12 protein-coding genes and 1 pseudogene are annotated in these 14,084 nt (G+C 61.6%); 8 read left to right on the plus strand and 5 right to left on the minus strand.

Going from position 1 to position 14,084, the window contains the following annotated elements; translation table 11 throughout:
• Positions 1-55 precede the first annotated feature (55 nt).
• Both BBG20_RS21005 and BBG20_RS21010 read right to left on the minus strand, forming a co-directional pair.
• Positions 56-1,360: an ATP-binding protein gene (locus BBG20_RS21005; RefSeq protein WP_065906717.1), complete on the minus strand. Its 1,305-nt coding sequence runs from the start codon at positions 1,358-1,360 to the stop codon at positions 56-58.
• On the minus strand, positions 1,357-2,097 hold the full coding sequence (locus BBG20_RS21010) for a response regulator (RefSeq protein ID WP_065906718.1): 741 nt from the start codon (positions 2,095-2,097) through the stop codon (positions 1,357-1,359). Before BBG20_RS21010 ends, BBG20_RS21005 begins: the two co-directional genes overlap by 4 nt.
• Positions 2,098-2,334: 237 nt before the next feature.
• Here BBG20_RS21010 and BBG20_RS21015 point away from each other — a divergent pair, with 237 nt between their 5' ends.
• From BBG20_RS21015 to BBG20_RS21035, 5 genes are all read left to right on the plus strand, one after another.
• Entirely contained in the window at positions 2,335-3,369 is a 1,035-nt protein-coding gene (locus BBG20_RS21015; protein ID WP_065906719.1) for an isopenicillin N synthase family dioxygenase, read from the plus strand.
• Positions 3,370-3,382: 13 nt separating this feature from the next.
• Positions 3,383-4,177, plus strand: coding sequence for a MetQ/NlpA family ABC transporter substrate-binding protein (locus tag BBG20_RS21020; RefSeq protein WP_065906720.1), 795 nt, complete (start codon positions 3,383-3,385; stop codon positions 4,175-4,177).
• Positions 4,174-4,920: a methionine ABC transporter ATP-binding protein gene (locus BBG20_RS21025; RefSeq protein ID WP_083221453.1), complete on the plus strand. Its 747-nt coding sequence runs from the start codon at positions 4,174-4,176 to the stop codon at positions 4,918-4,920. Before BBG20_RS21020 ends, BBG20_RS21025 begins: the two co-directional genes overlap by 4 nt.
• Positions 4,917-5,582, plus strand: a complete 666-nt coding sequence (locus tag BBG20_RS21030; protein WP_065906722.1) for a methionine ABC transporter permease — start codon at positions 4,917-4,919, stop codon at positions 5,580-5,582. Before BBG20_RS21025 ends, BBG20_RS21030 begins: the two co-directional genes overlap by 4 nt.
• A 140-nt stretch (positions 5,583-5,722) precedes the next feature.
• Positions 5,723-6,802, plus strand: coding sequence for a sigma-54 interaction domain-containing protein (locus tag BBG20_RS21035; RefSeq protein ID WP_065906723.1), 1,080 nt, complete (start codon positions 5,723-5,725; stop codon positions 6,800-6,802).
• Here BBG20_RS21035 and BBG20_RS21040 read toward each other — a convergent pair.
• Positions 6,780-8,189, minus strand: coding sequence for an aminotransferase-like domain-containing protein (locus BBG20_RS21040; RefSeq protein ID WP_065906724.1), 1,410 nt, complete (start codon positions 8,187-8,189; stop codon positions 6,780-6,782). The two genes, BBG20_RS21035 and BBG20_RS21040, sit on opposite strands and share 23 nt — an antisense overlap.
• Positions 8,190-8,312: 123 nt before the next feature.
• Between BBG20_RS21040 and BBG20_RS21045 the strand changes: the two genes are divergently transcribed.
• The 3 genes from BBG20_RS21045 (at position 8,313) to BBG20_RS21055 (ending at position 11,364) form a co-directional block, all read left to right on the plus strand.
• Positions 8,313-8,945, plus strand: a complete 633-nt coding sequence (locus BBG20_RS21045) for a LysE family translocator (RefSeq protein WP_065906725.1) — start codon at positions 8,313-8,315, stop codon at positions 8,943-8,945.
• An 82-nt stretch (positions 8,946-9,027) separates the two neighbouring features.
• The gene (locus BBG20_RS21050) at positions 9,028-10,086 is read left to right on the plus strand and encodes a diguanylate cyclase (RefSeq protein ID WP_065906727.1); all 1,059 of its coding nucleotides are present in this window, start codon (positions 9,028-9,030) and stop codon (positions 10,084-10,086) included.
• A 48-nt stretch (positions 10,087-10,134) separates the two neighbouring features.
• Positions 10,135-11,364, plus strand: a complete 1,230-nt coding sequence (locus BBG20_RS21055; RefSeq protein WP_065906729.1) for a M20/M25/M40 family metallo-hydrolase — start codon at positions 10,135-10,137, stop codon at positions 11,362-11,364.
• A gap of 176 nt (positions 11,365-11,540) precedes the next feature.
• Here the strand turns inward: BBG20_RS21055 and BBG20_RS21060 are convergent, their stop codons facing one another.
• Both BBG20_RS21060 and BBG20_RS31985 read right to left on the minus strand, forming a co-directional pair.
• Positions 11,541-11,849, minus strand: a complete 309-nt coding sequence (locus BBG20_RS21060; protein WP_065906731.1) for a contact-dependent growth inhibition system immunity protein — start codon at positions 11,847-11,849, stop codon at positions 11,541-11,543.
• Positions 11,846-14,084 (minus strand): annotated as a pseudogene (locus BBG20_RS31985) (RHS repeat-associated core domain-containing protein); the annotation flags it as partial. The gene BBG20_RS21060 and the pseudogene BBG20_RS31985, both read right to left, overlap by 4 nt.

Raw genomic sequence — 14,084 nt, forward strand, 5'->3', positions numbered from 1 at the left:
GCCTGCTACACCCGGGTGTCCGCAGCGCCGGCAAACCAGCGCCTGCCGGGGTATCTCACAAGCTGATCTTGATCTGCGCGCACAACCCGCCTTCCGGGCGGTTGCTCAAAGTCAGCGAACCGCCAATGGCCACCACCAGTTGCTGGGCAATCGCCAGCCCCAGCCCGGTGCCGCCGGTGCCACGGTTGCGTGAGCTTTCCACGCGGTAGAACGGTTGCATGACCTGCACCAGTTCGTCTTCGGCGATGCCGGGGCCGTCGTCCAACACCTTGATCGACAGCTCGCCCTCGGTCGTCGAACCGACTTCCAGCTGTGCGGCGCCGGCAAATTTGAGGGCGTTATCCACCAGGTTGACCAGCACCCGCCGCAGCGCGTGGGGACGGGTGTCGAGCACCACTGCACTTTTGCCGCTGAGGCTTACCTGCTTGTGCATGTCCTGGTAGTCGAACACCAGGCTGTCGAGGAAGGCGTCGAGGTGGATGCGGTGGCTGGCTTCAGTGGCGCCGTGCACGCTGCGGGCATAGGCGACGCCTTCGCGCACCAGGTGCTCCATTTCGCTGAGATCACCCCAGAGTTTGTCGCGATCAGCCGAATTCTCCATGAACTCGGCGCGCAGTTTCATGCGCGTGATCGGGGTTTGCAGGTCGTGGGAAATCGCCGCCAGGATCTGCATGCGTTCCTTGAGGTATTCGGCGATGCGCTGCTGCATGGCGTTGAACGCGGCGGCCGCGTGGGCCACTTCGGTCGGGCCGTGTTCATCCAGCGGCGTCGGATGGGCGTTGGGGTCGAGGGTCTCCACGGCGCGGGCCAGGCGGGTCAGCGGGCGGATGGCGAGGCGCACGGCGAACCAGGTGCAGCCCAGCAGCAGCGCGAGTTGCAGCACCAGCACCACCGGCAGCCAGTAGGCCACGGGCAGGGCGGCGGGGCGCACGTCGAGGGTGATGGGATTGCCATCGGCCAGGGTCAGGTGCGCCTGGAAGTGCTTCTGCAGGCCAGGGATCGTACGAAAGGTCAGGGCGTACTGTTCGCCCAGGGCCTCGGCGATCGAGGTGGCGGCCATCGGGATGTCATCGTTGCGCATCGGCTCGCCGGGCTCGCCGGCGTTGAGCAGGTAGCGGTAGTTCTGGCGGTCGATGCGCGGCAGCCAGGCCGCGCGTTCGTTGGCGGGGAGGCGGTCGAGGATCGCCACCGAGGTCGATACGTCGTTTTCCAGGTTGCCGAGCATGGCAGTGCGCGCGCTGATATAGCGCTCGTAGAACTGCGCACTGAAAGACAGGCCATGGGCGCACACCAGGCTGATCAGGAAGATCAGCGACAACTGCGACGCCAGGGTGCGTGGCCAGCCGAGTTTGAAGGTCATTGATCGGCCCCGAGGATTTCCACCGCCAGGGAAAACACATAACCCTCGCTGCGCACGGTCTTGATATAGGCCGGCTCGCGCGCATCATCCAGCAGGCGCTGGCGCAGGCGGCTCACCAACAGGTCGATGGAGCGGTCGAACAGGTCGGCATCGCGGCCCTGGGTCAGGTTGAGCAACTGGTCGCGGTTGAGCACTCGCTGGGGGTGGTCGAGGAACACCCGCAGCAGGCGGTATTCGGCGCCGCTCAGCGCCACCAGGGTGTCATCTTCATCGAGCAGGTGGCGCGCGGTGGTGTCCAGGCGCCAACGGCCAAACCGGATCAAGCGCCCGGTTTCGCTGACCACCAGGTTCGGCGGCAGCATCCGCGTGCGCCGCAACACTGCGTTGATGCGTGCAAGCAACTCGCGGGCGGCGAAGGGTTTGACCAGGTAATCGTCAGCGCCCATTTCCAGGCCGATGATGCGGTCGGTTTCATCGTTGCGCGCGGTGAGCATCAGCACCGGCGTGGCCTTGTGCTTGCCCACTCGCAGCTCGCGGCACAGCTGCAGGCCGTCGTCGCCGGGCATCATGATGTCCAGCACGATCAGGTCGACGGGGGTGGTGTCGAGGAAGCTGCGCATCTGGCGGCCGTCGGCAACCACGGTGGTGCGCATGCCGTTTTTTTTCAGGTAATTGCCCACCAGTTCGCGGATCTCGCGGTCGTCATCGACGATCAGGATGTGATCGACATGGTCCATGCTGCCTTCCTCGTTAAATACTCTTGGGCGGCAGTCTAGCCAGTGTCGGCGCGCTTGCCTTGTGCCCTTTGTATTGCAGTGTATCTGGCGATAAGGAGATACACGACGAAGCAAAAAACCAGCGCGGAAGGTGGGTCGACCTGCCTAAGCTAATTCTAAAAAGATATTTATTGCGGGTTTTTAAGATCGTTTAGCTTGGACGCTTCTCAAGGATTCTGTTCAAGGAGCGAGCCGCCGATGTCCCACGTGCAGTCCATCACCACGTTGCCCTTGCTCGACCTGTCGCAGCTCGATGGCAGCCCGCAGCAACGCCAGCAGTTCCTCGACGAGTTGCGCCTGGCGGCGCGGCATATCGGGTTTTTCTACCTCACCGGCCACGGGATCGACCCAGCGTTGCTGGCCGAAGTGCAGCAGCAGGCGCGCGCGTTCTTTGCCTTGCCCGAGGCCGACAAGCTGGCGGTGGGCATGCTCAATTCGCCGCACTTTCGCGGCTATAACCGCGCGGCCTCGGAGATCACTCGTGGGCAGCCGGACCTGCGCGAGCAATTTGACGTCGGCGCCGAGCGCGAGCCACTTGATGCGGGCCACCATCCGGCGGCCTGGGCGCGCCTGCAAGGCCCTAATCAATGGCCGGCAGCCTTGCCGCAACTCAAGCCGCTGGTGCTCGGCTGGCAACAGGCGATGACGCAGATGGCGCTGCGCCTGTTGCGTGCCTTTGCCCAGGCGTTGTCGTTGCCGGAAAACGCCTTTGACCCGCTGTACGGCGACAAGCCCAACGAGCACATCAAGCTGATCCGCTACCCCGGTCGTCACGCCCAGCAAAGCCGCCAGGGGGTGGGGGCGCACAAGGACTCCGGCTTCCTGAGCTTTTTGCTGCAGGACCAGCCCGGCCTGCAGGTGGAAGTCGAGGAGGGCCGCTGGATCGATGCGTCGCCGCTCCCCGACACGCTGGTGGTGAACATCGGCGAGTTGCTGGAACTGGCCAGCAATGGCTACCTGCGCGCCACCGTGCACCGGGTGGTATCGCCGTCGCTGGGCAGCGAGCGCCTGTCGCTGGCGTTCTTCCTCGGTGCGCAACTCGACGCGGTGGTGCCGGTGTTCCCACTGGCGCCAGAGCTGCTGCACGACGCCCATGGCCCGACCAGCGATCCGCGCAATCCGTTGCTGCGCGAGGTCGGCTGGAATTACCTCAAGGGCCGCCTGCGCTCGCACCCCGATGTCGCCCAACGTTTCTACGCCGACGCCACGCTTCCCCACGCACTTTCCGCCTGATCAGGAGATCACTATGTTGAAGAAATCTGCACTTACCCTGGCGGCGTTGCTGGCCTCTTTCAGCGTGTCGGCCGCCGACGCCTTGCGCGTGGCTGCCGACCCGATTCCCCACGCGCAAATCCTTGAATACGTGCAAAAGCTCGACCCGGGCCTGAAGCTGAAAATCATCGAGATCCCCAGCGGCGTGAACTCCAACGAGTTGCTCGCGCATGGCGATGTCGACGCCAATTACTTCCAGCACCTGCCGTACCTCAATTCCCAGGAGCAGGCGCTCGGCCAGAAGTTTGCGGTGGCGGCCACCGTGCATATCGAGCCGCTGGGCATCTACTCCCATCGCCACACCAGCCTCGCCCAGGTGCCGGACAAAGGCACCGTGGCCGTGCCGAACAACGTCACCAACCTCAGCCGCGCGTTGTACCTGCTGCAAGCCAACGGCCTGATCAAACTCAAGCCGGGCTTCAACGACGCCTCCAAGGACCAGGCCACGCCCAAGGACATCGCCGAGAACCCCAGGCACCTGAAGATCCTCGAAATTGAGTCGCCGCAGATCCCTCGGGCCCTGGATGACGTGGACCTGGCGGTGATCAATGGCAACTTCGCCCTGGAAGCCGGATTGCAGCCGGCCAAGGATGCGCTGGGGCTGGAAAAGGCCGAAGGCAATCCGTATGCGAATATCCTCGTGACCACGCCGAAATTGCTCGAAGACCCGCGCATCAAGCAGCTGGCCAACGACCTGCGCTCACCGGCGGTGGCCAAGTTCATCAGCGAGAAATACGCCGGTTCCGTGATCCCGGTGGCAGCCGAATGATCGTCGTCGAGGCGGTCAGCAAAACCTACGCCAATGGCCAGCCACCGGCGCTGGATAACGTGTCGTTGCAGATTGCCGACGGTTCGATCTTTGGCATCGTCGGGCGCAGCGGTGCGGGCAAAAGCACCTTGCTGCGCTGCCTCAACCTGCTTGAGCGGCCGACCTCCGGACGCATCCTCATGGACGGCCAGGACCTCACGCAGCTGAGCGACAAGCAACTGCGCCAGCAACGCCAGCGCATCGGCATGATCTTCCAGGGTTTCAACCTGCTGCATTCGCGCAACGTGGCGGATAACGTCGCGGTGCCGTTGGAAATCGCCAAAATGCCCAAGCCCGAACGTGCCGCGCGGGTCGCCGAGTTGCTGGCATTGGTGGGCTTGAGCGACAAGGCCCAGGCCTTTCCCTCGCAGCTGTCGGGCGGGCAGAAACAGCGCGTCGGCATCGCCCGTGCATTGGCGGCGCGTCCGGCGTATCTGTTGTCGGATGAGGCCACCAGCGCCCTTGACCCGGAAACCACGGCGTCGATCCTCGAATTGTTGCGCGACATCAACCGGCAACTGGGGGTGACCATCGTGCTGATCACCCACGAGCTGGAGGTGGTCAAGGCGATTTGCGACAGCGCCGTGTCCCTGGCCGATGGGCGCGTGGTGGAAAGCGGCAGCCTGGTGCAATTGCAGGCCGACCCATCCTCGCGCCTGGGCAGGTCGCTGGCCCCCAGCCTGCAAGTGGTGAGGGCCGTATGAAAACCGACTGGCAGGACATCCTGCAATTGCTCTTCAACGCCACCGGCGAAACCCTGTACATGGTGCTGCTCGCGGGGTGGTTCACCCTGCTGATCGGCCTGCCGCTGGGCGTGCTGCTGTTTATCAGCCGGCGTGGCGGACTGCTGCCGTTGCCACGGGTCAATCGTGTGCTCGGCGGGGTGATCAACCTGGGGCGCTCGTTGCCGTTCGTGGTGATGTTGATTGCGCTGATTCCGCTGACCCGCCTGATCGTCGGCACCACCCTGGGCAGCACGGCGGCGGTAGTACCGATCACCATCGGCGCGTTTCCGTTTTTTGCGCGGATTGTCGAGACCGCGCTGGATGAAGTGGACAAAGGCCGCATCGAAGCCATCGTGGCCATGGGCGGCGATATCCGCCATGTGATTCTCAAGGTGCTGTTGCCCGAAGCGCTGCCGGCGCTGGTGGCCGGGGTGACCTTGACGCTGGTGATGCTTATCGGCTTTTCGTCGATGGCCGGGGTGATCGGTGGCGGCGGGCTGGGCGACCTGGCGATCCGCTACGGTTACCAGCGTTTCAACAACCAGATCATGGTGGTCACGGTGATTGTGCTGGTGGTGCTGGTGCAGGGCGTGCAAAGCCTGGGTGATCGGTGTGTACGCTCATTGGCGCACCGTCGCTGAGGGGGATGCGCGGCTATCGCAGGCCAGCCAGCGTCTAGGGCTTATGGTTATTTGCTAATGAATTTTAAATATTTTCGGTTATAACGAGGAGTCAGTACAGTCACGCTTCATCTTCCATCCTTGCCGCCGGGAAATTGTTCATGAGCCGTCCCTACGGGCACCCCACGCCGATCCTGACCTTGCCCCAGGGCGAAAAGGATCCGCTGTCGATTCGCGCCAAGGCCCTGGTGTTTTCCGACCCGCGCTCACTGCAATTGCTCGACTACCTCAAGCGTGTCGGGCCCAGCGAAGCGCCGGTGTTGATCAATGGCGAGACCGGTACCGGCAAGGAGTTGGTGGCGCGCTACATCCACAGTGCCAGCGGGCGGACCGGCGCTTTTGTGCCGGTGAACTGCGGCGCGATCAGCGAGAACCTTGCCGAGAGTGAGTTTTTCGGTCACGAAGCCGGTTCGTTTTCCGGGGCGTCCGGGCGGCGCATCGGCTGGTTTGAAGAGGCGGATGGCGGCACGCTGTTTCTCGATGAGATCGGCGACCTGCCACTGCCTTTGCAAGTGAAGTTGCTGCGAGTGTTGCAGGAACAGGAGGTGGTGCGCGTCGGTTCGCGCAAGCCGATCAAGATCAATATCCGCCTGGTCACTGCGACCAACATCGACCTTGAGCAAGCTGTGGAAGCGGGCAATTTCCGCCTCGACCTGTTCTACCGCATCAACGTTGCCCAGGTGCAGGTGCTGCCGTTGCGCGAACGGCCGCTGGATATCCTGCCGTTGGTGGAGCACTTCCGCCGGCTGTACAGCGCCAAGTTGAAAATCGCCGAGCCGATGCTCTCCGAGTCCGCCACCCAGGCACTGCTCGATTACCCGTGGCCGGGCAATATCCGCGAGCTGGAAAATGTCGTGCATCTGGCACTGTTGGTGGCCGGCGACAAACCGATCATGCCCAACCACCTGAAGTTTTCCGCCGGGCTCAGTGCCCTGCATTCGAGTGCCAACAGCAGCGCGCCGCGCATCCCCCAGGAGGTGATGCGCGAGCAACTGCTACGCCTGTTCGAGGTGCCGGGGGATACCTTGCTGCACGACATCGAAGACTTGATCGTGCGCGAGGCGTTTGCGTTCTGTGGCTTCAACCAACTGCGAACCGCCGACTTGCTGGGGATTACCCGCAATGCGATGCGCACGCTGCTGGTCAATCACGGCATGCTCAAGGGGCGCGCGAAGCCCTGAGCAACTGTTCGAACAGCTGCTGCACCCGTGGCTCGTCACTGTGGGCCACATTGAAACGCATCGAATCGCGGTGCGCCGGGTCGTAGCCGAACAAGGTGCCCGGTGCCAACACCATGCCTTGCTTCAGCGCGGCCTGCGCCAACTGCTCGCCGTCGACTCCGGCGGGTAGCCGCGCCCAGATGAACATCCCGCCTTCAAACCCCATTGGCAGCTCGCAACCGCAGCGCTTGAGCCATTGCTCGACGCGCCCACCGGCTTCCATCAAACGCTGGACCATGCGCTTGCGGTGCTTGCCGTAGCTGCCTTCGCTGAGCATGCGGTAGACGATCTGCTCGAACAGCTCTGAAGTCACGCCGCCGCTCATCAATTTCATATTGGTCAGGTTGGCCGCCAGTTGCGGCGCGGCCACCACGTAGCTGACGCGGGCGTTGGCACTGAGAATCTTGGAGAACCCCGACAGGTAGGTGACCTGCTCCAGGCCGGCGAGGGCGGCCAGGCGTGGCGGCGGATTGGGGTGCAGATCGCCGTAGAGGTCATCCTCGACGATATGGCAGTGGTACTGCTGGGTCAGTTGCAGCAGGCGAAACGCCTGGCTGGGGCTGAACGAATGGCCGGTGGGGTTGTGCAGCACGCTGGTGGTCAAGTACAGGCTGGGACGGTGTTCGGCCAGCAGGTGTTCGAGGGCGGTGAAGTCGAAACCGTCGGGGCGGCGTTCGAGGGTCACCACCTTGACCCCATGCAAGGCCAGGTTGGCGTGGAAATTGAAGTAGCAGGGCGCGTCCAGCAGCACCGTGTCGCCGGGCCGCGCGAGCAGGCGCATGAGCATGTCCAGGCCTTGCACGGTGTTGGGCGTGGTGATGATCTGTTCCACCGGCACCGACAGGCCTTCCGTGTGCAGCTTCTGTTGCAGGGCCTGGCGCAACGGTAGCAGCCCGGCCGGCGTGCCCAGCCCGGCGATGCGCAACGAGGGCGCGCGCACGGTGCTGCGCATGGCTTGGCGAATCGGCTCGGCGTCCAGCCATTCCTCCGGCAAGTGGCCGCCGCCGGGGCGCAGATCGCCGCCGGCGGTGGCCAGCGGGCGTCGCAACACGCTGAGCAGGTCCTGGGGCAGTAGCTCGACCCAGGCCGTCGAGGCCGGGCGCACGCGGTCTATCGCCACGAAAAAACCACGGCCCTGGCTGGAGGTGAGCAGGTTGCGCCCGCGCAGGCGGTCCAGCGCCTCATTGAGGGTGAACTTGCTGACGCCCAGCACCTGGGTCAGTTCACGCACCGACGGCAACTTGCTGCCGGGCGCCCACTCACCGTGCTCGATGGCCTGGCTGAACGCCTCGACGATCTGCTGCACCTTGGGCACGCCCGGTACAAAGGCAATGGCGGATACCAACATGGACCTTCCTTGTGTTTGCTGGTGATTTCACCGGTAAAGTCAGAGCGGATTAGGCCTTACTTTACCTGCCTTGTACACGGCCGCTTGCTTAGACTGCAGGCCTTCTTACCCAAGGTCCACGCCATGACCAGCGCATTGACGCTTTCTTCGTTTCTCTACTTCCTGCTGTTTTGCGCCACCATGACCTTCAGTCCTGGCCCCATGACGTTGCTGCTGTTGAGCCTGGGCCTGAAGGCCGGCCTGCGCAGTTCACTCCCGGCGCAGCTCGGCGCCAGTGTGTCTTACCTGATTTCGATCCTGGTCTTCGCCGTGGGCTTCTCGGAATTGATCAAGGGCAACCAGGCCATCACCCAAGGAATCCAGCTGGTCGGCGTGGCCTACATCCTTTACCTGGCCTACCGGCAGTGGACCAGCAGCGGCGTGTCGATAGACCGGATGGGCGCCGTGGACGGCGCGCGCGGCCTGTTCGGCAAGGGTTTGCTCACCGGGTTTTCCAACCCCAAGACCCTCATCATGTTCAGTGCCGTGTTCCCACAGTTCGCGGGGGCAGGGGAGCACAGCTTGATGACGGACATCGCCATCCTCGGGCTGACGTTTCTGCTGCTGCAATTTGCCAGCGGCTGCCTGTACTGCTACTTCGGTCAACGCATCAAGCACGTGCTGGAAAATCCCCGGCGCCGAGTGCTGTTGCAGCGGGTCACGGCAGTATTGCTGCTGGGGGTGGCGCTGATGCTGGGGCGTGGCTTTGCGCACTGACGGTGACAGCCTTATGAGCGGTAGTGGCGATCTGCCCGTGCCCTGATAGACTCCAGGCATTCCTCCAGGACCTCACCCCACCATGTCAGCTGCAGAAGGAAACGGACTTCCGCTCGCTTCACGGCTGTACAAATCCCGTACCCTGGGGCTGACGCTCGGTTTCGTCTGCGTGGTGTTCGGCATGTATCCGCTGAACCCACCTGCATGGCTGTGGGCCTGGATGCTGATCAACGCGTTCGCGTGGCCGCACCTGGCCTTTCAACTCTCATTGCGCAGCGCCCAAACGCTGCGCAGTGAACGCCGCAACCTGTTGTTCGATTCCTTCTGTGGCGGGTTCTGGGTCGGCGCCATGCACTTCAATCCACTGCCCAGCGTGACCACGCTGTCGATGATGACCATGAACAACGTGGCCATCGGCGGCCCGCGTTTCATGCTCGCGGGCTGGGTGGCGCAGGCACTGGGTATTGGCTGCTCGCTGCTGGTCCTGACCCCGGCGTTTATTGCGGTGACCACCGAGACCCAGCTTTACGCGTGCCTGCCGATCCTGATGCTGTACCCGCTGGCCCTCGGCTGGATCTGCTATCGCCAGGCGGTGACGCTGGCCCGTCACAAACGTGAGTTGCTGGCGTTGAGCCGCACCGACAGCCTGTCCGGCCTGCTCAATCACGGCGCCTGGAAAGACCACCTGGAAATCGAATTCCAACGCTGCCGCCGCGAGCAACAGGGCGCCGCGATTGCGTTGATCGACATTGATCATTTCAAAGTCATCAACGACACCTACGGGCATGTCACCGGCGATATCGTCCTGCGCCAACTCAGCAAGGTGCTGCGCCAGAACCTGCGCGCCACTGACCTGGCCGGGCGCTATGGCGGGGACGAATTCTGCGTGATCCTGCCGGACATGCCGCTCAACCGCGCGACCGAAGTCATGGACGCCTTGCGTGATCGCTTCAATGCGCTGGCCTACGCCCAGGACCCGACCCTGCGTGTCAGCCTGAGCATCGGCCTGGCGCCGTATCATTCGGCCCACGCCGATTCCACCAGTTGGCTGAACGACGCCGACCAGGCGTTGTACGAGGCCAAGAGCAGTGGGCGTAACCGCGTCAGTTCCGTACAAGGGAGTTGGTTGCGATCGATCTAGTGGGGTAGGGTGTGGCGGCACCTCCCAATAAAAAACAAGGATCGGTCCATGCTCTTCAACTTTCCACGTACCCTCCTGGCCGCCACCCTGGCCTTGTCCTTCGCGATGCCGGCCTACAGTGCCGAACCTCACAAACAGATCCAGGCAGACGCCGAACAGTACAAGGCCGAGGCCCTGAAACTGCTGGAGCGCCTGGTGAACATCGACTCGGGCTCCGGCTACGAGCCGGGCTTGACCCAAGTGCGCGACATCGCCGTTGATGAACTCAAGCAACTGGGCTTCACGATTGAGCTGGTGCCGGACAAGGCCGCCAATAACAGTCATGTTGTCGCCACCCTCAAGGGCACCGGCAAGGCCAGGATCCTGCTGATGGCACACATGGACACGGTGTTCAAGGAAGGCTCGGCCGCCGAGCGCCCGTTCCATATCAAGGACGGCCGCGCCTATGGGCCCGGCGTGATGGATGACAAGGGCGGCATCGTCGCCGGCATCTATGCGCTCAAAGTCCTGAAAAACCAGGGCTTCAAGGACTACGCGCAAATCACCTTCCTGCTCGATGCCAGCGAAGAAACCGGTTCCGACGCCGCCTCGGACCTGATCCGCAAAACCGCCAAGGCCCACGACGTGACCCTCAACCTCGAACCCGGCCGCCCGGCGGATGGCCTGGTGGTATGGCGCAAAGGCAGCGCCACCGCCGTGGTCGAAGTCAAAGGCAAGGCCGCCCACGCCGGCGTCGCTCCGGAACTGGGGCGCAACGCCGCCATGGAAGCCGCACACCAGATCCTGCAACTGGGCAAGCTGGGTGACGAAGAGAAGAAAACCACTATCAACTTCACTGTGCTAAAGGCCGGCGACCGCGTCAACGTCATCCCCGACCAGGCCACAGCCAAGGCGGATGTACGCGCGGCGCTACCGGAAGAGTTTGATCGGATCGAAAAAGATCTTGCGCGAGTGTCGGCGAACAAGCTGATCCCCGACACCGAAGTGAACACCAGCCTGTTGCGGGGCCTGCCACCGATGCCGCAGACGCCGGAGTCGGACAAACTGGTCGCGATTGCCCAGGGCATCTACGGGGAATTGGGCAAAAAGCTGACAATCGAAGGCAGTGGCGGCGCGGCGGACGCGAGTCTTTCCGCCGGCGTGGGCACCCCGACACTGGATGGGTTTGGGATCGTCGGCGGGAATATCCACACACCGGAGGAATACGCGGAAGTGGAAAGCGTGGCGCCGCGTATTTATCTGCTGAGCCGGATGATTATGGAGCTGTCGAAGCGCTGATTTTCCGCTGAGTGACTCTCTTTTGTGGTGAGCAGGCTTGCCCTGCGTGGGGCTGCGCAGCAGCCCTAGAATCGACAAATACTGATTTACCTGAAAGTATCCACTGCCTGCACTGGGGCCGCTTCGCGGCCCAACGTGAGCACGCGCGCTCGCGGTGATCAGATTTAAACGCTTCACTACTTTTCGAGTAAGTAGTTGTCGAACTTATGAATCACATGGTTCAGCCATAGTGGTCCGGATGCCCATTGACTGGGGTAGTAATAGTAGCAATATTGCTCGTGCAGCAGGTTGTCTTGAAAGTCTGACTCATTTTTGTAAGAGGCAATTAGATCCAGGATTTCACGCCTTACCGCAGAGATGACTTCTTTCGATGAGTCTAGTAAAAAGGTGTCAATGACCTCGTCGGCTGAGGCATGATCCTCTGGCCAGTCTTGGTTAAAATAGGCGCCAAAGAATTGCTGAAGTTCAGTTAGTTGGTTATTCATTTTTCTATTGGATATCCAGTCAGTAATAGGTAGCCGTCTGGCATTTTAGGTTTTCGAATCAAAACTAACATAAACTTATAGACAGGAATCGACTCTGTTGTGCCTCTTATAACGCTCAGCCCCACTGTTTGGGTGGAGTGTTCTCTAATAATATGTTTGTTTTTTGTTCCTGCTAGAAATTTGGAAATCTCCTTCTGGCGAGAGACCAAACTTATAGACACAATAGCATCCGCTTCCTCTAGTGTTCTGAATGTCGATGCCGCTGGTATGTGCGGCTCCGTATTAAGCCTTTCAACTAATTGCGCATCGGTCTGTTCTACGTGTTTCCTAATCAGGTGCCCGCCAGAATTTTCATGCTTATGTAAGACTCCTTCGGATACCTCTTTCGTTTGATTGGGATCAACGTTTTTACCAGGGCACGCACCACTCTTACAACTTAGTCCCAGCGGATCTACCCACCCCGTTGGATTGGGCGCGTACTGGTAACCGTTAATCCCACCGACCAGCTTCACCGGGTCCGGCGTCAGGTAGCGACCAATATCCGGATTGTAGTAGCGATGGCGGTTGTAGTGCAGCCCGCTTTCCTGGTCAAAGTATTGGCCTTGGAAGCGCAGCGGGTTGTCGATTTTTCCGACGTCTAGGCGGCTGATTTCTCCGTAGGCACGATAATGCGCGGACCAGACGATTTCACCATCCGGGGCGGTGAGTTCCTGTGGGGTGCCCAGGTGGTCGAGTTGGTAGTGGTAGGGCTTGGTGGCTTTTGGGCCGAAGCCCTCGAGCAACGCCAGCGGCCGAAAGCTGTCGGGTTCGTAGAGATAGCTGCGATGACGATCCGCGTGATGTTCGGCAATCAGCCTGTCGCCTTGCCAGAAAAACTCCGTGGTTGCCCCATCAACGGTTTTGCTGATCCGCCGCCCAAACGGGTCGTAGCGATAGCTCGCGGTTTGGCCGTTGGGTTGGGTGATTCCGATGAGGCGGTGCTGGCAGTCGTAGCGGTATTCGGTGATCAGCGCGTGCCCACGGCCACGTCGTTCGCGGATCAGGTTGCCGAAGGCGTCGTAGTCGTAATGGCGGTCGCCCTGCATCATCAACCGGTTGCCGGCGACGATGTCCGGACCGGGACGGTCTTGCATCAGCAGGTTGCTGGCCGGATCGTGGCCGAAGCGTTCTTGCACGTCCTGCGAGTGGTCGGCGCGGCTCAGGCGGGCGAGGGGGTCGTAGTGGTAGTGGTGTTCGCCTTTGCGAGTGTCGAGCAGGCGGGTGAGGTTGCCGGATTTGTCGTAGTCGTATTGGCGTTGGTAAAATCGCGCCTTCGACGTCGCTTATACCGTGAGCGAACAGACGTCCTTGAGCGTTGTATTGGTAACTGCTGAGTAACTTGCCTTGGCCTCGTTGGTGTTCGCGGCCTGCATCGAAAAGGTGAGTGGTGAGCGTCTGGTCATTTAACTCGACCTTCGCCAGTTGCCCACCCTTATCGTGTTTGAACACCACGCGATTGTTGTCGGGTAGACGCAAGTGTTGCAGCTGCCCACAGGCGTCATAGCCGTAGCGCAAGGTGCCCCAGCCCTGGTGTTCGGCGGTGAGGCGGTTTTGTGGGTCGTATTCGTAGGCGAGTGCCCAGTGGCCGTCCTCGACGCTAAGGAGGTTGCCTTGGCGGTCGTAGGCATAATCGACGACACTGGCATCGGGAAGTACTTTTCTTACGAGACGGCCAGCATGGTCTCGCTCATAACGGGTAACCAGCTGACTGCCATCATCGCCGTGCTCGGTTTTTTCCTGCAGTTTGCCGTTGAGGTCGTAGGCATAAGCCGTCCGTTGGCCGTCAAAGCCGACTTCCTGCCGGATCAGGCCATTGAGGTGATAATCGAGTGTGTAGGTCTCGCCAACCTCGTTTTCGATCTCGGTCAGCAACAGCCGAACATTGTCGTAACGGTATTTGACCTGGCTGCCATCGGCATTGATGCGCCGGCTGATCAGGTGCAAGCCATCGGCGTATTCGTAGCGGGTGACATGCCCCAGCTCATTACGCTCGGAGGTGATCTTTCCGTAGGGGTTGTAGCTGTATTCCCTAAAAGCACCGCCGGGCAACACGACACGAGTCAATCGACCGACGCTGTCCCACTGATACTCGGTCAGCGCCCCATGCTCATCCTCACGCGCCACCTGCCGCCCGAGGTCGTCATAGCGGTAGCGCTTGACCCCGCCATTTGGCAGTTGTTCTTCCAGCAACTGACC

The sequence above is a fragment of the Pseudomonas aylmerensis genome, assembly GCF_001702265.1.
In the GTDB taxonomy this organism is placed as follows: Bacteria; Pseudomonadota; Gammaproteobacteria; order Pseudomonadales; family Pseudomonadaceae; genus Aquipseudomonas; species Aquipseudomonas aylmerensis.

Bases quoted from the DNA above. Each gene is read 5' to 3' on its own strand.
- BBG20_RS21005 (WP_065906717.1), bottom strand. From the start codon at position 1,360: ATGACCTTCAAACTCGGCTGGCCACGCACCCTGGCGTCGCAGTTGTCG.
- BBG20_RS21010 (WP_065906718.1), bottom strand. From the start codon at position 2,097: ATGGACCATGTCGATCACATCCTGATCGTCGATGACGACCGCGAGATC.
- BBG20_RS21015 (WP_065906719.1), top strand. From the start codon at position 2,335: ATGTCCCACGTGCAGTCCATCACCACGTTGCCCTTGCTCGACCTGTCG.
- BBG20_RS21020 (WP_065906720.1), top strand. From the start codon at position 3,383: ATGTTGAAGAAATCTGCACTTACCCTGGCGGCGTTGCTGGCCTCTTTC.
- BBG20_RS21025 (WP_083221453.1), top strand. From the start codon at position 4,174: ATGATCGTCGTCGAGGCGGTCAGCAAAACCTACGCCAATGGCCAGCCA.
- BBG20_RS21030 (WP_065906722.1), top strand. From the start codon at position 4,917: ATGAAAACCGACTGGCAGGACATCCTGCAATTGCTCTTCAACGCCACC.
- BBG20_RS21035 (WP_065906723.1), top strand. From the start codon at position 5,723: ATGAGCCGTCCCTACGGGCACCCCACGCCGATCCTGACCTTGCCCCAG.
- BBG20_RS21040 (WP_065906724.1), bottom strand. From the start codon at position 8,189: ATGTTGGTATCCGCCATTGCCTTTGTACCGGGCGTGCCCAAGGTGCAG.
- BBG20_RS21045 (WP_065906725.1), top strand. From the start codon at position 8,313: ATGACCAGCGCATTGACGCTTTCTTCGTTTCTCTACTTCCTGCTGTTT.
- BBG20_RS21050 (WP_065906727.1), top strand. From the start codon at position 9,028: ATGTCAGCTGCAGAAGGAAACGGACTTCCGCTCGCTTCACGGCTGTAC.
- BBG20_RS21055 (WP_065906729.1), top strand. From the start codon at position 10,135: ATGCTCTTCAACTTTCCACGTACCCTCCTGGCCGCCACCCTGGCCTTG.
- BBG20_RS21060 (WP_065906731.1), bottom strand. From the start codon at position 11,849: ATGAATAACCAACTAACTGAACTTCAGCAATTCTTTGGCGCCTATTTT.